The 17,363-nt window shown below is 42.6% G+C and carries 19 protein-coding genes; 14 read left to right on the forward strand and 5 right to left on the reverse strand.

Annotated features, from left to right (window positions below):
* Positions 1-156: 156 nt before the first annotated feature.
* Positions 157-1,113: an NADP-dependent oxidoreductase gene (locus ACLJJ6_RS10555; protein ID WP_412989392.1), complete on the forward strand. Its 957-nt coding sequence runs from the start codon at positions 157-159 to the stop codon at positions 1,111-1,113.
* Here the strand turns inward: ACLJJ6_RS10555 and ACLJJ6_RS10560 are convergent.
* Positions 1,076-1,930: a helix-turn-helix domain-containing protein gene (locus ACLJJ6_RS10560; protein ID WP_412989393.1), complete on the reverse strand. Its 855-nt coding sequence runs from the start codon at positions 1,928-1,930 to the stop codon at positions 1,076-1,078. The two genes, ACLJJ6_RS10555 and ACLJJ6_RS10560, sit on opposite strands and share 38 nt — an antisense overlap.
* Positions 1,931-2,010: 80 nt before the next feature.
* On the opposite strand from ACLJJ6_RS10560, the gene ACLJJ6_RS10565 reads away from it, so the two are divergent.
* The 3 genes from ACLJJ6_RS10565 to ACLJJ6_RS10575 all read left to right on the forward strand — a co-directional run bounded on the left by ACLJJ6_RS10565 (position 2,011) and on the right by ACLJJ6_RS10575 (position 3,827).
* The gene (locus ACLJJ6_RS10565; RefSeq protein ID WP_412989394.1) at positions 2,011-2,157 is read left to right on the forward strand and encodes a hypothetical protein; all 147 of its coding nucleotides are present in this window, start codon (positions 2,011-2,013) and stop codon (positions 2,155-2,157) included.
* A 64-nt stretch (positions 2,158-2,221) separates the two neighbouring features.
* The gene (locus tag ACLJJ6_RS10570) at positions 2,222-2,767 is read left to right on the forward strand and encodes a GNAT family N-acetyltransferase (protein WP_412989395.1); all 546 of its coding nucleotides are present in this window, start codon (positions 2,222-2,224) and stop codon (positions 2,765-2,767) included.
* 511 nt (positions 2,768-3,278) lie between these two features.
* The gene (locus ACLJJ6_RS10575; protein WP_412989396.1) at positions 3,279-3,827 is read left to right on the forward strand and encodes a helix-turn-helix domain-containing protein; all 549 of its coding nucleotides are present in this window, start codon (positions 3,279-3,281) and stop codon (positions 3,825-3,827) included.
* A 202-nt stretch (positions 3,828-4,029) separates the two neighbouring features.
* On the opposite strand, the gene ACLJJ6_RS10580 is transcribed toward ACLJJ6_RS10575, so the two are convergent.
* Complete coding sequence (locus ACLJJ6_RS10580; RefSeq protein WP_412989397.1) at positions 4,030-4,602, reverse strand: TetR/AcrR family transcriptional regulator; 573 nt, start codon at positions 4,600-4,602, stop codon at positions 4,030-4,032.
* A gap of 115 nt (positions 4,603-4,717) precedes the next feature.
* Here ACLJJ6_RS10580 and ACLJJ6_RS10585 point away from each other — a divergent pair, with 115 nt between their 5' ends.
* A complete protein-coding gene (locus tag ACLJJ6_RS10585) occupies positions 4,718-5,602 on the forward strand; it encodes an SDR family oxidoreductase (RefSeq protein WP_412989398.1) in 885 nt (294 codons plus the stop codon).
* 229 nt (positions 5,603-5,831) lie between these two features.
* Here the strand turns inward: ACLJJ6_RS10585 and ACLJJ6_RS10590 are convergent, their stop codons facing one another.
* The gene (locus tag ACLJJ6_RS10590) at positions 5,832-6,935 is read right to left on the reverse strand and encodes an acyltransferase family protein (RefSeq protein ID WP_412989399.1); all 1,104 of its coding nucleotides are present in this window, start codon (positions 6,933-6,935) and stop codon (positions 5,832-5,834) included.
* A gap of 93 nt (positions 6,936-7,028) precedes the next feature.
* On the reverse strand, positions 7,029-7,898 hold the full coding sequence (locus ACLJJ6_RS10595) for a LysR family transcriptional regulator (protein WP_412989400.1): 870 nt from the start codon (positions 7,896-7,898) through the stop codon (positions 7,029-7,031).
* Positions 7,899-8,026: 128 nt separating this feature from the next.
* Here ACLJJ6_RS10595 and ACLJJ6_RS10600 point away from each other — a divergent pair, with 128 nt between their 5' ends.
* From ACLJJ6_RS10600 to ACLJJ6_RS10630, 7 genes are all read left to right on the forward strand, one after another.
* A complete protein-coding gene (locus tag ACLJJ6_RS10600) occupies positions 8,027-8,932 on the forward strand; it encodes an ACP S-malonyltransferase (RefSeq protein ID WP_412989401.1) in 906 nt (301 codons plus the stop codon).
* Between the two features lie 34 nt (positions 8,933-8,966).
* On the forward strand, positions 8,967-10,610 hold the full coding sequence (mdcA, locus tag ACLJJ6_RS10605) for a malonate decarboxylase subunit alpha (RefSeq protein ID WP_412989402.1): 1,644 nt from the start codon (positions 8,967-8,969) through the stop codon (positions 10,608-10,610).
* A 23-nt stretch (positions 10,611-10,633) separates the two neighbouring features.
* Positions 10,634-11,458: a triphosphoribosyl-dephospho-CoA synthase gene (locus ACLJJ6_RS10610; protein ID WP_412989403.1), complete on the forward strand. Its 825-nt coding sequence runs from the start codon at positions 10,634-10,636 to the stop codon at positions 11,456-11,458.
* Position 11,459: 1 nt separating this feature from the next.
* Entirely contained in the window at positions 11,460-11,759 is a 300-nt protein-coding gene (locus ACLJJ6_RS10615; protein ID WP_412989404.1) for a malonate decarboxylase subunit delta, read from the forward strand.
* Positions 11,749-13,416 carry a biotin-independent malonate decarboxylase subunit beta gene (gene mdcD / locus ACLJJ6_RS10620; protein WP_412990474.1) on the forward strand — a complete coding sequence of 556 codons (1,668 nt, stop codon included), beginning with the start codon at positions 11,749-11,751 and terminating at the stop codon, positions 13,414-13,416. Before ACLJJ6_RS10615 ends, mdcD begins: the two co-directional genes overlap by 11 nt.
* A gap of 2 nt (positions 13,417-13,418) precedes the next feature.
* Positions 13,419-14,054, forward strand: coding sequence for a malonate decarboxylase holo-ACP synthase (locus ACLJJ6_RS10625; RefSeq protein WP_412989405.1), 636 nt, complete (start codon positions 13,419-13,421; stop codon positions 14,052-14,054).
* 61 nt (positions 14,055-14,115) lie between these two features.
* Positions 14,116-14,913: an alpha/beta fold hydrolase gene (locus tag ACLJJ6_RS10630; protein ID WP_412989406.1), complete on the forward strand. Its 798-nt coding sequence runs from the start codon at positions 14,116-14,118 to the stop codon at positions 14,911-14,913.
* A gap of 69 nt (positions 14,914-14,982) precedes the next feature.
* Here ACLJJ6_RS10630 and ACLJJ6_RS10635 read toward each other — a convergent pair whose 3' ends face one another.
* Positions 14,983-15,294, reverse strand: coding sequence for a helix-turn-helix domain-containing protein (locus tag ACLJJ6_RS10635; protein ID WP_412989407.1), 312 nt, complete (start codon positions 15,292-15,294; stop codon positions 14,983-14,985).
* A 170-nt stretch (positions 15,295-15,464) separates the two neighbouring features.
* Between ACLJJ6_RS10635 and ACLJJ6_RS10640 the strand changes: the two genes are divergently transcribed.
* Together ACLJJ6_RS10640 and ACLJJ6_RS10645 are read left to right on the forward strand one after the other, a co-directional pair.
* Positions 15,465-16,661: a metal-dependent hydrolase family protein gene (locus tag ACLJJ6_RS10640; RefSeq protein ID WP_412989408.1), complete on the forward strand. Its 1,197-nt coding sequence runs from the start codon at positions 15,465-15,467 to the stop codon at positions 16,659-16,661.
* 117 nt (positions 16,662-16,778) lie between these two features.
* The gene (locus tag ACLJJ6_RS10645) at positions 16,779-17,315 is read left to right on the forward strand and encodes a DUF1697 domain-containing protein (RefSeq protein ID WP_412989409.1); all 537 of its coding nucleotides are present in this window, start codon (positions 16,779-16,781) and stop codon (positions 17,313-17,315) included.
* Positions 17,316-17,363 lie beyond the last annotated feature (48 nt).

The raw sequence follows: 17,363 nt of genomic DNA on the forward strand, positions 1-17,363 counted from the left end.
GTGCCTTTTCGTAGTGCTAGTGTAGCATGAACGAAACGTCAAATGTAATTTCTTGCTTATCGCTGTTGTCCCTCAGTTGAATATCAGTATTCTGATTTTATTGCTCGTCGAGTGTGATTTAGAGTAGGAATATACAAAAATTAGGAGTTGGTAAACATGAAACGAATTATTCAAGAAAATTTTGGCGGCATTGAAGGGCTACAAATTCGAACGGTGCCCAAACCCAGAGTAACCCCTTTTTCAGCATTGATCAAAACAAGTTATGTTCCTATTCTACCTTGGGATTGGAAAGGAGAGGCTGGAGAACTGCAAGCGATTCATCCAGTACGCTTGCCTACCACGATTGGTTATAGTTTTTCAGGGATTGTTGAGGAAGTAGGAGCCCTAAGGAACCAAAAGTTGGTTGGGCAAGCAGTATTTGGAGCCAATCCCGGCGGAACGGCCAGTGAGTGGATTAATTCGCAAACTCCACCCATTATTTTTCCGGTTCCGCAAGGCGTTTCTTTGGCGGCGGCAGCTACAATTATTGGTGGAGCCGATACTGCGTGGCATGCTATTAACGAGGTTCTCCAGGTGAATCCACAAGACCGGGTGCTCATTTTAGGCGCATCAGGCGGTGTCGGGCAGTTCTTAGTTCAGCTTGCAAAACGGCAACAAGCCGTTGTGGTTGCAACAGCTTCGCAGGTTAGTCAGGGCTTTGTTGAAAGACTTGGTGCAGATGAAGTTTTGGCTTATGACGATGTAAACTTTGAAAAACGGCTCCGTGCGCTCGGACGGATTACGAAAATTGTGGATGCTGCTGGAAGCGCAGAACTCTTGGCCACCGTCTTGCACCAATTGGCCGCGGTAGATGTTGTATCTTTAGCTCAGCTGGATTTTACGGATTTGAAATCTGACCAAACATTTCAATTTAATAATGGCCGGATTGCCTTAAAAACGTATGCGCATATTGCAAATTTAATAAGTTCCGGAGAGTTAACAGCGCATGTACAGACAGTTTTTCCCTTTGAGCAGGTAATTGCTGCCCAGCTGCAAACAAAACAGGTGCACGTGCGAGGACGTAATTTATTGGTGTTTAATGAGTCTGCGGTAATGGATAGAGCTCAGTTTTGAAAATTTCGCTTAAAGTCTGAGCCTTTTGTGCCGTTTGCGTGGCTTCTTCGGTCCGTTTAAGCATTGCCAATAACGCGGATTTCAATAAGTAGAGATCTGCCAGCATAAAATGTGAATCATGACTGGTCGTATATGAGATGCCTTGGTTAACTACCTTCAAGCCAAGTTCAATTTCACCTTGATTGTATAGACAATTACCATATAAATAATAAATGGAATTCAAATTATTGTTGGGAGCGCTCACGGCTTGATGTTCAATGGAAGTGAGACAAGCGTTGAATTCTGCCGTGGCTTGAACCTGATTTTTATGACGATATTTAATAAAAGCCGCGGTCGCCAGGATCAGCAGCTCCAAAACGGTTTGATTATGGCCGACCGGGGAATAAGAACGTGCCATCGTCAGTTGCTGAAGCGCGGCTTGCCAGTCCTGATGTGATTGATAGGTTGCAATTCCCAGGTAATAATAGTAGGTTTGCAAATCACGGTCGGTTGTCAGCTGATTAATGACCATAGTTTGCGATAAGTATTGCAGCATTTGGGCGTAGGCGTGTTGATTGCAAAGATCAATTACGGTGCGGTTGAAATCTGGTTGCGCACTAAGAGTTGGATAAGGATCCAAAAGCAGCCGCTCCATGCTGACATTTAACCGCGCACATAGCTGAGCGAACAAAAGTACATTCGGCGTATAGGTCTCATTTTCGATACTACTGAGCATGGACTGAGAACAAATACCAGCAGCCAAGTGTTGCTGCGTCATTTTTTGACGGCGTCGTTCTGTTTTAATCCGAGTTCCCAACTTAGAATTAAGGTTTTCCATAGAACCACCTCGCGAGTTATTGTTACGTTTAATAGTAAAAGTAGATTTAGGAAAAAACAACTAAAACATGGAGGGATTAGATGGCTTTATTAGAAATCATCATGCACCAAGCGTTCGTTGAAAAACTTATTGGCGCTTTTCTAATTATTTGGGGAGTTCGCGCATTTGTAATTCTGATGATCGTTGCTGGCTTATTTGTTGCCTGGCGTCATCATTATCGTGAATAGTGCTGGTGGGTAGCCTGAATGACGAGTAAAATGTACTTATACTTTATATAAAGAAGGTGCGTGCATGTTTGCATATCAAGTGACAAAGGACTTGAAGCTAGCAATCCCCAACCCAGCTCGTGATAGCGAACAGGTATTCAAGCTCATCGATGAAAGTCGTAATTCCATGCAAAAATGGCTTCCATGGGTAGCTGAACTGCAAAATGTTGAAGATGAAATTAGATTTTTAAAGCACGTGAATACGAATTTTGGAACTGGGGCATCGCTAAATGTTGTGATTTATTTTCGTCAGCAACCAGCAGGGATGATCAGCTTTAATCATATCAATAATAATCGAGCAGACATCGGCTACTGGCTAGCAGAAAGATTTCGTGGAAGAGGCATTATGCATCAGGCTGTCCTTGCAATGGTAGATATCGGGTTCCACGAATATGATTTAAATCGGATCGAAATTGAAGCAGCAGTGGGGAATGACGGCAGTAATTATGTTGCTCAAAAAGCTGGCTTCACCTTAGAAGGGACACTGCGTGAAAATCGCCGCTTGTTGGATGGCTGTTTTCATGATCACAATTTATACGCATTTTTACGACGTGATTGGAAAAACCGATAAACTGAACTTCAGAATCGTCGCATTTAGCAAATTTTGAAGTTCAATTGAAACAAATTGAAAGCTTATCCGACTTGCCTTGCACTAAATCCTTTCCCCAAAACAAGTAAGGCAGCATTTGAGATGGCCGTTTTAAATTGAACTTCAATTTTCTCACGACGAATTTGTTGTGTGTTTTCTAAAAAAGCTGCGCAAAAACGATAAAAAATCTTGGCAGATGTAACTCTGCATAAAGCCCATGATAACAAGGATCTTAGGCTACCTGTAAAGCATGGGTTGCCCCCAAAAATCATAGATGTGACACCGATGTAAACCGCTAGTTGCTAGTTTACGGAAAAAACGGTCAAAATGAAGTTAAAAAGGGTGCTTTTAAAAGGTGGATTTTTTGAGACTTGGAAAATTTGCTATGTTGTGGGTGAGAAACCGCGGTATATCGGGATGGAACAGGATTGTTGCTTTTATTTACCAACGGACCACTTCATACTGAAGGTGTGCAAAGGAAAAGGGTGATCAAATGTCATTGGGAAGTTCATTAAAACAAGCACGGAAAAACTGTGGCTTTACGCAAGAGACGGTTGCCAAAATACTTTATGTGACCAGACAGACAGTCTCACGTTGGGAGCAGAATAAGACGATACCAAATATTTATGTGTTAAAAGATTTAAGTGCGATTTATGGCCTATCAATTGATGATTTGATCTCTGAAACGAAAGCACAGATTCAAAAGGATGAGGAGGAAAAATCAATGAAAAAAATCAATTGGTTAGCTTTAACTGGGGTAATTCTTTTCAATGTGCTCCTATTTTCGTCAGGAGCGATCACGGTAGTGGCTTTGTTAGGTTCGCTTTGGATTATTGCGGGGACGTTTATTGTTTCGCCTGTTTTTCTACTAGTCGGGCTTGTAACGGGAACACAACCAAATCTACTTTTAGCGACGGTACTTGATATCTTCATATTTATAATTGGATTGTTTCTTTATCCACTGGCTAAGAAAGCCACGCATACTTTGATTAACTTTTTTAGAGGTTATATTAAGTACAATCTCAGAACGATTTATAGATAGCTGAGATTAGGAGGGTATTCGAAATGACAGCGGACAGTTGGATTTTGGCGTTTCCCGCAAGGTCCTGTCTACGAGACATGCTTGAAGGGAATGTAGGCTAAAAATTTATAAAATTAGACACATATAAAAAAGCTGATTCTCTGAGAATCAGCTTTTTGTATCCTAAACTAAATAGCAGGATCTTTATTTTGTGCGGCACCATTTATTCCCGTTTCAATGCTGCCCAAATCATTTCAAAAACGGGGGCAAACTGGTCGGGATCATAGTCAGCATTGGCAGGATTACTAGTGTAGCGGCGAATGACGTTAAAAATAATAGTCAGATGCAGTTCTGGGTCGACGGGGCGCAAAACACCGGCTTGAATGCCAGCTTGAATTAATTTGCGCACGACTTTAGTGTCGTCCTTAAAGGGGAAATTTCCTGAAAATAAGGGTGAGTTAGGCATGATTTTGAGCTGTGCGATCACGCGCATATCCTCGGGATGCGCAGTTGCAAACTGGTACAGCTTCATAATGTAAGCCCGCAACTGCGCAGAAACAGATAAATCTTCTTTTTGCATTTGCGCGAAAGAAGCCTGCATTGTAGCCAATTTACTTAAGTAAACTTGGTAGAGCAAGTCGTCCTTGTTTTTAAAATAAATGTAAATGTTGGATTGGGAAATACCGACGAGGTTAGCTACCTTGGTAGTAGAAACCATCGCGGCCCCTTCAGTTGCAATGAGGTGGCTCGTAATAGTGATAATTTGACGGTATTTTTCTTCGTTTTTCTTTTTCATGATTTCATCATACGGTGTTTGCTGCGAGATTTCAAGATTGACAAAAGATAACTTTATCTTTTATAATGACGAGGATTAAAAAAGATAATGCTATCTTTAAAGGAGAAATCGAATTATGAAAATTGTATTACTAGGATCGTTAGGACACATTAATCGCTATGTCATTCCAGAATTAGTTGCGGCGCATGAAGACGTGACCGTCATTACGAGCTCCGTGGATCGCGTAGCTGCTATTGAGCAACTCGGTGCCCAAGCGGCAGTGGGATCCATGATGGATGAAAGCTTTTTAACAAAACAATTTAAGCAAGCCGACGCTGTTTACCTAATGATTACAAATATGCGGGAACCAGGCTTGAGCTTAACGGAACTGGCAGTTAAGCAGGCGACAATTTTTAAAAATGCCATTCAAAATTCACGAGTAAAACGAGTGGTTGATCTGAGCAGCGTGGGTGCCGATCAAGGTCCTGAAGTAGGCAATTTGTACATCTATCACTTGATTGAAGGCATCTTATCAGAGCTGAAACAAGTTGAATTAACCTTCATTCGGCCAGTTGGCTTTTACAGTAATTTATTGGGAGATATCCGAACCATCAAAACGCAACATGCCTTGGTTCGTAATTTTAATGCTCGCGTGACGATGGCTTGGACTGACCCTGCCGATATTGCCAAGGCAGTTGTGGCTGAAATTCTTAGTGAACATCCGGCCACCGTTCGTTATGTGGTGAGTGAGTTTATAACGGGGCAGCAATTAATTTCACAGTTAGCAGCAGCCTTGAAATTACCAGATTTGCACTGGATAGAAGCTAGCGATGATCAGATTTTAAGTAATATGATCCAAAATGGGGTTCCAGAAACGTTTGCCAAAGGCTTAGTCACCATGACCAAGCGACAACGATCACCAGAATTTTATGCCGATTTAAGAAAACGGCAACCGAAGTTAGGTTCAGTGAAGTTAAAAGACTTTATGCCGACCCTAATAGCGGCCTACCAACAGGCTTAGGTGCAAGACACACCCACCGTTTATGTCTGGACAGAACAGAAATAACTGCCATATTCTCCAATACCGAGAATTTAGCTCTGACCGTACAAAAATCCCTCCATAGTCATCAAATGAATTATTGCATTTCATCTGACAACTATGAAGGGATTATTATTATAGATTCAAAGAACGAATCATCCAGCTTCCGCTATTAAACTTTGAAGTTAAAGCTCTTTTTCTGTCTTCCAGCTTAGTTTGCCAAATTAAATTTGCGTTTAACCGCGAACCAGCAGATATGAAAGACGTAAGCTGATGTAAATGCTAGAAGCCAAGTTAGTAGATAACAACTGATAATAGCTACAACTGGTTGGTGAATACTGAGCTGATTACCAAAGAGATGCCAGACAAGTTGTAGCCAAAATACGTTGGACAAGTATGCACGATACGCATAGGTGGCTAAGAAATGCATGAGTTTTAAAACCGCAGCTTGCTGACGAATATTCAGAAAGGCCAATGCCGCCACCAAACCGATAATTGCCAATGCATATAACGTCATGGATGGTTTGTAATAGATAGCATTTGCCAAACTAACGGGATGACCAAAGGCGCGTAATTCAAGGTTTGTCCAAATGAAGCTACCCACGAGAACTAAAGCGACCAGCCACCAAAATCGACGCAGCCAGTTTTCTAGCTGTTGATGTTTTTTCCAAGCTAAGGAACCGAAAATCCCGTAGATGATAAAACTCACGAAAAGCCGATCTAAGAGGTACCAACTCTGCATGTGAGGACCGTAAAAAACAAAGTGACCATAGAATAATAACCAGCCGAAAAAGCCGACGGTGGTGATGACTAACACCCAGCGCAGCCTTGAAGCAGACTTTACTGCCCAGCGCGAAAGCCACCAGAAAAACGGCATTAAAATGATGAACTGCAACATCATGGTGTTGTACCACAGATGTGGGGCTGCATTGCCGTTAATGAATTGCCAAATAAAGCTGGTCAGATTGTGAAAACGACTGACCTGCTGAACAGAGGGCATAATCAATAAGTAAATGAGGGTCCACCAAAAAGTGGGAACGAAAAGGGCGGAAAACTGTTGGGACATGTAACTACCATAGTCCGAGAGTTTTGCCGTCTCGTGTGTCCGGATTGTTGAAAATAAAATACCAAAAATGAAGGCTGGTGCTGTGTATTTAACGAGGTTATAAACTAAGCCAATACCAGTTTGAACAGCCGCGCTCGGGTCAGTCTTTAGGACGAGTGAAAGCACTGTCTGCATCATGACTGCGGTGCAGGCAAAGACTTTCATATAATCGCCGACATCAGCGGCTGGCGGAGTTGTTTTTGTTGTCATGAGGATTGCCACCTTTATTGAGATTGTGAGATCAATTAAAAATGGCATTGTAAAAACCAACGTAAATATAGCAGGTTATCGTACTTTTGGCAACTAAATTTTTAATTCATGCTTTTGTGCTTCTACGAAAACTTCGACTAATTCATTGCTAATTTCGCGCTGAATATCAGTCAGCTGATGCCGCGGTGAACAGAGATAAACAGTGCGTCGCATGGTGTGAGGAGTTAAACGCGCCAAGTGCAGTGCTTTGCCCACTTTTTGCCAGGTAACGGCAGGAATAAAGCCGATACCAACGCCTTCATCAATCAGCCCGCGGACGGTTGCCGGATCATCTGTTTCATATTTAAATTTAATGGTCAGGTGCTGCTCTTGAAAATAATGATCAATCGTTTGACGCAGCTGGTTATGGGAACCTAGACCAATGAATTGGGCACTGGTTAAGGTGTTGGCGTTCACCGTACTGTTAGGATAGTTTGACTGCCAGCCAACAAAAATTTCTTCACTGATGATGGGAGCAACGAAATATTTGGCAAACTGACGTGTGGTGACGATAAAGTCATATTGATCAAGATCAGTATCCATTTGGACATGCTGGGCAATATTCAAGCGAACATTTGGTAAATTATGTTGAATGCGATTAACGATTTTGGGGATGAGGGATGAGCCAACTTCAAACAAAATCGAAATCGGCTGTTCGGAAGTCTGAATACCGCCCGAGACAGCAGAAATACCCCGATCTAACAAGTTGAGACTGTCACTTACATAACTATAAAAGAGTTTGCCAGCTCGATTTAGTTTAATGGTTCGACCAATGCGATCAAACAAAGTAACATTGAGTTCAGTTTCCAGTTGCTTAATCGTTTTACTAACCGCTGATTGAGATACGAAAAGAAGTTCGGCTGCCTTGGTAATGCTTTGCTGACTAGCAACGACCGAAAAATAGCGTAAGTGAGTTAGATTCATAGTTGGCCTCCATCTATTATTAACCATTTGGTTATGTATCATTCCAACTTTGTATTATACATATTTTAGATTTGTTATTAAAGTAAAGCTGTGAGATTAATTAAAAAGAAAGCTGGCGTGTAAAAAGAATGAAAACCCTTTGGATGTTTCCTGGACAGGGTTCCCAACGGCGCGGAATGTTAGATGAAGTAGCTTGTGGCTTAAAAACCAAGGTCAAAGATTTAACAGGAATTACGCTGCTGGATACCGAGCAAGGGTATTTGGATTCTGTGCAGATTCAGTTAAGTATTTTAGTCTTACAGTTGGATCAAGTGATAAAGTTAAAAGCCAAAGGATGGCAACCTAATTTAGTAGCGGGCCATTCTTTGGGTGTTTTCGCTGCCGCTTATGCAGCGGGTGTCATTACCGTTGATGATGCGATAAAAGTCGTGGCATTAAGAGCAAATCTCATGCAGCACGCCTATCCAGAAGGCTATGGTATGGGTGTGATTGTGGGGTTATTGCGTAAGGAGGTGAGTGCCCTTGTGGCTGCTAACTTTGATGCGCAGAACCCGGTTTATGTTTCAAACCAGAATTCACAGTTGCAAGTGACGGTTTCGGGAAGTTTAGCCGGAATTCAAACAGTTTTAGCAGCTGCGAAGGCGCAAGGTGCGCAAAAGGCAAAACGATTGCGAGTACCGGTGCCGTCGCATTCACCACTGATGAAAGAAGTTGCAGCACAACTGACTAAGGCACTAGCTAAGGTCGATCTTCATGACCCTGATTGTATTTATTTAGCTGATTACAATGGTCATGCCACACGGCGCGTGGATCAGGTAAGTTATGACTTGGGTAACAATTTGGCGTATCCCGTTTACTGGGATGTGATGATGGCAGTTGCGCAAGAGTACTTAATTGATTCCGCCATTGAATTTCCGCCGGGACATGTTATGACGAGTTTGTTGAAAGCAAAAATTCCCGAAGTTAAGACTATTGCGTTAGGGGATTTTTCGCTGGACGATGCTGAATTTCTATTGGCTAAGTGGCAGAAGTAAAAATGATTTCAATAAATGAAGAAGGAGTTAACTTATGAGTGAAATAAAAAGTTGGACCACGCATCGAGATGCCAAACGGCAAAAATTGGAAGATGCGGCGAGTCTTTTAGATGGTAAGTTTGCAAAAACGAAGGATGCCAAGGCTTTACTGGAGACTTTAATTCAACCCAATGACAAGGTTGTTTTGGAAGGGGATAACCAGAAACAAGCGAGCTTTTTGTCAAAGGTACTTGCAAGCGTTGATCCTGAAAAAGTGCACGATCTCCACATGATTATGTCTAGTATTTCACGTCCGGAGCACCTAGATCTGTTCGAACTTGGTATTGCAAACAAAATGGACTTTTCTTATGCTGGCCCCCAAAGTACGCGTGTTTCACAAATGATTGCTGATGGTACCATGCAGGTTGGAGATATTCATACGTATCTGGAATTATATGCGCGTTTATTTATCGATCTGATCCCTAATGTGGTCTTGGTAGCAGCTGATAAGGTGGATCGTGAAGGAAATTTGTATACAGGTAATAATACCGAGGAAACACCGGTTATTGTGGAATCAGCAGCCTTTAAAGATGGCTTAGTCATCGTCCAGGCAAATGAGATCGTGGATAAAGTTCCGCGAGTAGACATTCCAAGTGACTGGGTGGATGTCATTATTCCAGCTGATGAGCCTTATCAATTAGAGCCGCTGTTTACCCGTGATCCGCAAAACATTACAGAATTGCAGATCTTAATGGGCATGATGGCGATTCGCGGAATTTATGAAAAGCATAATGTGCAATCGGTTAACCATGGTGTTGGGTTTAACACCGCGGCAATTGAGTTACTTTTACCAACATATGGCGAACAGCTCGGTTTAAAGGGCAAAATTGTCCCTAACTGGGAAGTTAATCCGACACCAACATTGATTCCTGCCATCGAAAGCGGCTGGATTCAATCTATTCACAGTTTCGGTGGGGAAGTTGGAATGGAAAAATATATTGCAGCCCGTCCTGATGTGTTCTTTGTTGGTAAAGATGGCAGCATGCGTTCGAACCGGGCGTATGGTCAAATGGCTGGTCAATACGCGCTTGACATGTTTGTGGGCTCAACCCTGCAAATCGACCAATTCGGCAATTCATCGACCGTAACGAATGGACGCTTGTCTGGATTTGGTGGCGCGCCAAATATGGGGAGTAACCCAACCGGACGGCGTCATTCAACTCCCGCCTGGCAAAGCTTGCGTCCTGACAATGATCCGCTAGGCAAAGGACAGAAATTAGTGGTTCAAATGGTAGAAACGTTTGGCGCCAATAAGAAACCAGTTTTTGTCGATCATCTGGATGCTGAAGAAGTCCGAAAAGAAGCTAAACTAAAAAATGTTCCGATCATGATTTACAGTGAAGACACTACCCACATCGTGACCGAAGAAGGAATTGCTTACCTGTATAAAACAGATAGTATGGCAGAACGGCAGGCTGCGATTGAAGCCATTGCAGGGGTTACCCCCGTCGGTTTGCGAAGCGACGCCAAAACATTGGCTGATCTACGTGCTCGCGGCATCGTTGCCTTGCCAGAGGACTTAGGCGTTGCCCGCGGTCAGGCCAAACGGTCACTTTTAGCGGCACAAAACATGGACGATTTAATTGAGTGGTCCCATGGCCTTTACAACCCACCGGCAAAATTCCGGAGTTGGTCATAGCCAAAATATTGGAGTGAACACACGTGATAAAACAAAGAGTAAGTCTTGCTGAACAACTCGCCGAACAAGCTGTCGCAGCGCTAAAATGGGAAGCTAACTTTTCTCCCAAACCAGGATTAGTCACCAGAAATTCTAACGGTGCTCATACCGATATGAATATTGATCTTTTCATGCGCTCAGCAGATAGCTTATATGAAACATTCGTCAAAATAGCACAAGCAGCCGAGGCACAAACCGTTTCTGTGCCGCTCCGTGAAGAAATTGGGGCAATTGGCCGTGACGGTGAGCGCGCAATGTTGCGTGCCACAAATGGCATAAATACGCATAAGGGCGCCATCTGGGCATTAGGACTTTTGGTTGCGGCCAGCAGTTTGCAAAGTGTACCGGTTAGCCAGTCAATTTTAAAGACAGCCGGAGAAATCGCACAACTACCAGATCGTTATGTTGTCAACCATCCGAGTCAGACATATGGCCAACAGGCAAAAGAAAAATATCAGGTTACAGGCGCACGAGAAGAAGCGGCCGCTGGTTTTCCTAATGTGGCCCGATCCTTACAAGGGTTAGCGACAACCCCCCCACACACGAATGCACAATGGTTAAAAATTCTTTGTGACCTCTATGCCCACGTGGATGATACGAATGTTATTCATCGAAGCAGCATTGCAGTCTTACGTGCCTTTCAAAAAACAGCCTCTAAGGCGGCGCAAGCGGTAGATATCGCTAAAAGTCCGGCTTTTCAAAAATTAGTGGCAATGACGATGCGCTATCACATTTCGCCCGGCGGCTGTGCGGATTTATTTGCAGCAACTTACTTTTTAGACAACTTGAAGATAAACGAGGAGGACTAAAATGGAAAAGTTAACATTTTCATTTAAAAATACAAAGCCTGTCCAACGTCCAGTTCATGTGGGGGTTGTGGCATCTGGCGATTTGGAGGTTATTTTCAAACCGACAGACAAAAAAGAGACAACACTGCACATTGTAACTGGAAGCGATGGTTTTAAAGAAGTTTGGCAAAATGTTTTGAACCGCTTTTTTGAACGTTATCCATTATTGGCAGATATTGAAATTAATGATTTTGGCGCAACACCAGGAGTCGTTAATTTACGTTTAACTCAAGCAATGGAGGCGTTGAATGATGAAAAATAGTTTTGTTGAGCTGAGTGGCCGGGATCGGGCAATTGCGTTACTAGATCAGGGTACCGGCCGTGAACTAGTAGGTCCATTTGATGATATGATTTCACCACATTTGGAGCCGCAAGGAATTGTTCCGGAAAGTGATGATGGGGTTATTTTAATGAAAGGCCAGCTGGAGGGCAAAAATGTCTTGGTTGTATCCATTGAATCTGCCTTCCAAGGTGGCGGGATCGGCGAAGTCAGTGGTGCTAAGATTGTGGCCGCTTTGGAGCAGGTGTTAAAGGATAACCAAAATGGGAAGGAAATTTATCCGATTATTATTTTGGATACCGGCGGCGTTCGGCTGCAAGAAGCAAACTATGGTTTGTTGTCAATTTCTGAAATTCAAAATGCCGTTGTGGCTATTAAGAAATACGTCCCCGTCATTGGGCTGATTCCTGGTCGTGTGGGATCATTTGGCGGAATGTCGATTACTTCAGCAATCTTGTCCTATTTAATTGCCACAAAAAAGGCCCGAATTGGTTTAAATGGTCCTGAAGTTATCGAACAAGAGGCTGGGGTACGCGAATTTGATTCAAGCGATAAAGATCTGATTTGGGATACGCTTGGTACAAAACAGCGGGCAGCCACCGGAATTGTAGACGAAGTCGTCGAAGATTCTGTTGAAGTGATGCGCGATGCTGTTCATCAAGCCATTGTTGAGAAAAAAGACGCGCACCGCACTGATAAAGCAGACTTTTATTTATCCTTGCTGGACGGTTTGGACATGAGTCAACCCTTGGATACCAAAGGCTATCGTGAGTTGTATCAAAAGGTACAAACCAAAGCTCATCCGATTAGTGAAGCGGTTAGTGCTGAAGAAGCGCAGCCAAAGAGTCGCGGTCGATTATGGTTTGAAAAATTAACGGGAATTAAGAATGCCAAAACAAATGTTTCAACCGTTTTGCAGGCGACTGTTGCGGGCAAGACCTATGTTGCAATTGTCCCCGATCCTAAAAACCATTTTCCGCGTGTCCGTCACGGAGAAGCAGGATTGCAAGAAGGTTTTGCGGTTGCCAATGTCGTTAATCAGGTTGTCCAAGAGGATGCTAATAAAGAAACCAAACGGCCCATTATTTTGGTTGTCGATGTGCCTAGCCAAGCGTATGGCTACAAAGAAGAACTGATTGGTATTCATGTGGCGCTGGCTTCAAGTGCGGCTGCATATGCTAAGGCTCGTCAAGCTGGTCATCCTGTGATTGCGTTTATTCCAGGCGATGCTGTTTCCGGGGGCTTCTTAGCACATGGCCTGCAGTCCAATCGTTTCATTGCGTTGGATGATGACTCGATTACGGTTCAAGCAATGTCGAAAGAAAGCGCCGCACGGATTACGCAACGTACAATCGCTGAATTAGAAGAGGCCACCAAACATGTACCAGCAATGGCTTACGATATTGATAATTATGAAAAGTTAGGTGCACTTTATCGTCTAATCAAGGATGTTTCTTCGTGGAATGCTAGTGAGGAAGCAGTTCAGAAGGTCAAAACTGTGATTGACGAAGCAATTGCAAGTGCCTATCATGGGGATAATGATTTGCACTTCCGTTATGAAACGACAATTGCTAAAAAGAGTGGCCGGGTTGCAACTTTGAAAATGCGCCAGGCAGTTGCTGATCAATGGAGTGATTAAGTATGGTATATTTGCCGCATGATTTGATTCGATTACATGATGTGACTGAGCTTAAAGACTATAAGCAGCTTCCGGATTGGGCGCAACAATCTTTGAAACAAGCCCCGGTAGTCGTGGTGCGTCGTGGCCCGATTACAGCTGACGGCATACCAGTGGGGATTAGAGGAGCACAGAAGGCTGAACGTGCAGCCGCATTATTAGCTGTGAGGAATGATTATGAAATTGTGCATCCAAAAGATTTGGTTAGGTCACAAAAATGGCAGTTAGTGGCGCAAAATCGGCAGCAATTGCCAGTTTTTCGTGCCCTGAAGCTCATATTTCCCGTCTTAGCACCCTATGAGTGGGGAATTGGTGGCAGTTGTGGCTATGAACTGGTCACAGGGGTGCCAATGGTCAATAACGCAAGTGATCTTGATGTTATTGTGACGCACTTTCCTGAAATGACTGTGCAAGAAGCAAACGGACTGTTACAGAATTTAAATCAATTTGATGTTCACGTGGATTTGCAGGTGACACAGGGGCAAAACGGTTTTTCCTTGGAAGAATATGCCAATCATCGCAGTGAGACGATTCTGGTCAAGACGGTGGAGGGACCGCAACTCGTAAGCAATCCTTGGCAGGCAATTCGGGAAAAATAAATTTTAAAAAGTGTCGTCAATATTTATGAAGACGGCGCTTTTTTAGATTGGAGATGGCACTATGCAGTTTCGGACAAGCGATAACGTCAATATTGCTTATACTAGGCAGGGAGTGGGCTATCCCATCGTGTTGGTATCAGGATTCGGTGGGTATCAAGAAATTTGGGCGTTGCAGGTTGATTATCTGTTAAAAATGGGCTATCAGGTTATCACGTATGATCACCGTAATCAGGGGCGTTCACAGCAAACTAGACAGGCAAGTACAATGGCGCGGCTAATTTTAGACTTGCGCGAATTGATCACCCACTTAAAACTCCATATGCCCATTTTAATCGGCCACTCAATGGGAGCCAGTATTTGTTATGGGTATATTGAACAGTCTACAAACGCCGCGGGTGTAATCGCAGTGGATCAAACGCCGAAAATGTTGAACACACACAACTGGCATTATGGCTTTTTAAATGCCACTGCTCAAAACTATCAGAGATTGGCTAAAGCACCGTCACAAGTGCATGAAACGCTGAATGGCTTAGATCCCCGTGTGTTTTCTGAATTACTTGAGGTTAAAAACACTTACCCGTTTCAGAGAGCAGCCAACTTAGCTTTACTTTTAGATCATTTTCAAAAAGACTGGCGTAAAACATTGCTAGCTACACAAATTCCGGTCTTACAAATTGCGGCCAAACAAAGTCCGTATTACAATCCCGATTTTATGGATGAGAGTGTCCAGAAAAACAATCTGGTTTCTGGGATTAAATTAGATGGTTGTGGGCACGTTATTATGGCTGAATTGCCCACGGAATTCAATCAATTATTACGCCATTTTGTTTTGAAAAATCGCGTTCGCCAAGCAAGTTAAAAATAAAATAATGCGCCTCTGCATGGTATTTTTCTGAACACCTGCAGAGGCGCATTTTTTCTTTTTATTTTAATAATCCTCGTTAGATTTTCTGTCATTTCCCGGTGTAGAGTGATAGAAATGCTTATATTTTTCGTAAAAGAAAGTTTTATTTGAGATGCCAACTTGTTCCATGATAATGGTGACCGGCATGATGGTTGACGTGATTAGATTGTGTGCTTGAATTAATCGTTCTTGAGTAAGAACCTCGCTGAATGTTTTACCAACTTCGCTTTTAAAAAGATTACTAAGATAGTTCTCGCTATAATTGTATTGTTTTGCCAATTGGCGGAGAGCAATCGTTTTATAATCTGTTGAAATTTTTTTGAGAATTTCAGTCATCAGTTTTTGTGATTTACTTGCATGTTCATTATTTCCGAGCGGATATTCCCGAACCAGCTGGGTTAACAGAATTGAGAGATAGGATTTGATGTATTTATACTTAAAATTAAATTTGACTGAGATTTAAATGAGAATTACAATCGAGAAAAATACTTGGAGGAGAGAAAATAATGACAATAACAAATTATAAAAATTTTAACTTATTTGACGGTGAACATGAGGACCTTCAACAGAAGGCAAGCTTTATGGTTGATGAAGAAACCGGTCGACTGGTTGAAGATGGACGTTTGCCAAATAAAACAGTTGACTTACATGACCAATATGTCATGCCCGGGTTAATCAATGCACATACGCATATGATGATGAATCCCACCTCAAATAAACTGGATTTTTTGTCAGAAACAGAGGTTGCTTTTAATGCAATACGTAATCTCCAAGATCTACTGGCTTCTGGAGTTACCTATGTGCGTGATTGTGGTTGCGCCTTTAATACAGATTTGAAGTTAAAAGCCTTGGAGGAAGCAGGTCAATTTGTGGGTCCCGGAATTGTCCCTAGCGGCCGGCCATTCTCCATGATTGGTGGCCATGGTGATTCTAGAGAGGGTGATGACGGCGAAGTTAATTTTTCTTACATAGTTAGCTCACCAGATGAAATGCGTAAATCCGTGCGAGAGGCTTTCAAACAGGGTGCCAAAAACATCAAGGTTATGGCTACAGGTGGTGTGATGTCCTCGACAGATCAAGTTGATGACACAGAACTTAGCGTGGCAGAAATACGTGTGGCCGTCGAGGAGGCACACACAAAACACATGACAGTTGCCGCGCATGCTCAAGGGCATCAAGGTATTCAAAATGCTTTAGATGCAGGCGTAGATTCTATTGAACACGGAATTTATATAGATGAAAAACAGGCGGCATTTATGCGTGAACATAATATTTATTTGGTTCCAACCCTAAATGCGCCTGCATGCATTTCTAAATATGGGAAAGATAAGGTTCCGGCCTATATGTTTGCAAAAAACGAACAAGTTACGGCGGCATTTTACGAGAACGTTGCGATGGCCCTAAGGCAAGGTGTTAAATTTGTAGTTGGTACCGATGCCGGCACACCATTTAATAGTTTTAAAACTGGGACTTGGGAAGAGATGGCACTGATGGTACATAAAATCAACGCAACTCCTTACCAAACTTTGTTGGGTGCCACTAAATATGCAGCGGAATTATTAAAAATTGACCAGGATTACGGTAGTCTAGCGACTGGAAAATTTGCCGACTTTTTAGTACTTAAAGAAAATCCCTTAGAACAAATTGAAGCCGTACAGCAGGTCGATAAAGCCGTTTATAAAAAGGGGCACCGAGTTGCTTAATTTGGCTTGTAAGAAAACTCGGTAACTGAAAGTGGCGCGCTCATTTTTTCTATTTTCTAATTTTTGAATTCACAAATACGATATAATCAAAATAAACGGATCAAAAAGAGGTTTGCAATGAAATACTTAGTCCTGCTGCGTGGTGTCAACGTCGGTGGTCATAGTCGAGTAGTGATGAAAGAACTAGCTGAAAAACTAAAAAATGCCGGATTTGATCAGGTAAAAACCTATATCAACAGTGGCAATCTGTTTCTAGCGAGCGGTTTAAGTTCAATTGAAGTTAAACAAAGACTTGATCAGTTACTCCATCAGGCATACGACTTTGAAATTCCGACACTTGTTTTGAGCGCAGCGGAATACCAACAAGATTTTGACCATCAGCCCAATTGGTGGGGTGAGGATCCACTCCTGCGGCATAATGCGCTGTTTTTACTCCCCAATTTTGATTTAGAGGCTTTCCAAACACTAACAACTAAAGTTACGCTTTATGATCACATTAAGCTAGGTCAGCGTGTGATTTTTTGGACCTCAACTTTCAAAAAAGATTACAGTAAATCAGTTTATGCTAAATTGGCAAGGACGCCTTTGTATAAGGAAGTCACCATTCGTAATCGGAACACGGCCCTGAAATTGGGGACGTTCTTGCAAGAATAAGTCGGAATAATTTTTAGTTTCTAATCCAAAAGCCTGAATATCCTTTGT

Origin of the sequence: Pediococcus siamensis (genome assembly GCF_047220215.1) — a bacterium.
In the GTDB taxonomy this organism is placed as follows: Bacteria; Bacillota; Bacilli; order Lactobacillales; family Lactobacillaceae; genus Pediococcus; species Pediococcus siamensis.

What these genes read in the sequence shown, in the direction of transcription:
- ACLJJ6_RS10625 (WP_412989405.1), top strand. Translation starts at nt 13,419, where the DNA reads ATGGTATATTTGCCGCATGATTTGATTCGATTACATGATGTGACTGAG.
- ACLJJ6_RS10565 (WP_412989394.1), top strand. Translation starts at nt 2,011, where the DNA reads ATGGCTTTATTAGAAATCATCATGCACCAAGCGTTCGTTGAAAAACTT.
- ACLJJ6_RS10635 (WP_412989407.1), bottom strand. Translation starts at nt 15,294, where the DNA reads ATGACTGAAATTCTCAAAAAAATTTCAACAGATTATAAAACGATTGCT.
- ACLJJ6_RS10600 (WP_412989401.1), top strand. Translation starts at nt 8,027, where the DNA reads ATGAAAACCCTTTGGATGTTTCCTGGACAGGGTTCCCAACGGCGCGGA.
- mdcA (WP_412989402.1), top strand. Translation starts at nt 8,967, where the DNA reads ATGAGTGAAATAAAAAGTTGGACCACGCATCGAGATGCCAAACGGCAA.
- ACLJJ6_RS10570 (WP_412989395.1), top strand. Translation starts at nt 2,222, where the DNA reads ATGTTTGCATATCAAGTGACAAAGGACTTGAAGCTAGCAATCCCCAAC.
- ACLJJ6_RS10580 (WP_412989397.1), bottom strand. Translation starts at nt 4,602, where the DNA reads ATGAAAAAGAAAAACGAAGAAAAATACCGTCAAATTATCACTATTACG.
- ACLJJ6_RS10640 (WP_412989408.1), top strand. Translation starts at nt 15,465, where the DNA reads ATGACAATAACAAATTATAAAAATTTTAACTTATTTGACGGTGAACAT.
- mdcD (WP_412990474.1), top strand. Translation starts at nt 11,749, where the DNA reads ATGAAAAATAGTTTTGTTGAGCTGAGTGGCCGGGATCGGGCAATTGCG.
- ACLJJ6_RS10560 (WP_412989393.1), bottom strand. Translation starts at nt 1,930, where the DNA reads ATGGAAAACCTTAATTCTAAGTTGGGAACTCGGATTAAAACAGAACGA.
- ACLJJ6_RS10645 (WP_412989409.1), top strand. Translation starts at nt 16,779, where the DNA reads ATGAAATACTTAGTCCTGCTGCGTGGTGTCAACGTCGGTGGTCATAGT.
- ACLJJ6_RS10555 (WP_412989392.1), top strand. Translation starts at nt 157, where the DNA reads ATGAAACGAATTATTCAAGAAAATTTTGGCGGCATTGAAGGGCTACAA.
- ACLJJ6_RS10615 (WP_412989404.1), top strand. Translation starts at nt 11,460, where the DNA reads ATGGAAAAGTTAACATTTTCATTTAAAAATACAAAGCCTGTCCAACGT.
- ACLJJ6_RS10630 (WP_412989406.1), top strand. Translation starts at nt 14,116, where the DNA reads ATGCAGTTTCGGACAAGCGATAACGTCAATATTGCTTATACTAGGCAG.
- ACLJJ6_RS10575 (WP_412989396.1), top strand. Translation starts at nt 3,279, where the DNA reads ATGTCATTGGGAAGTTCATTAAAACAAGCACGGAAAAACTGTGGCTTT.
- ACLJJ6_RS10595 (WP_412989400.1), bottom strand. Translation starts at nt 7,898, where the DNA reads ATGAATCTAACTCACTTACGCTATTTTTCGGTCGTTGCTAGTCAGCAA.
- ACLJJ6_RS10590 (WP_412989399.1), bottom strand. Translation starts at nt 6,935, where the DNA reads ATGACAACAAAAACAACTCCGCCAGCCGCTGATGTCGGCGATTATATG.
- ACLJJ6_RS10585 (WP_412989398.1), top strand. Translation starts at nt 4,718, where the DNA reads ATGAAAATTGTATTACTAGGATCGTTAGGACACATTAATCGCTATGTC.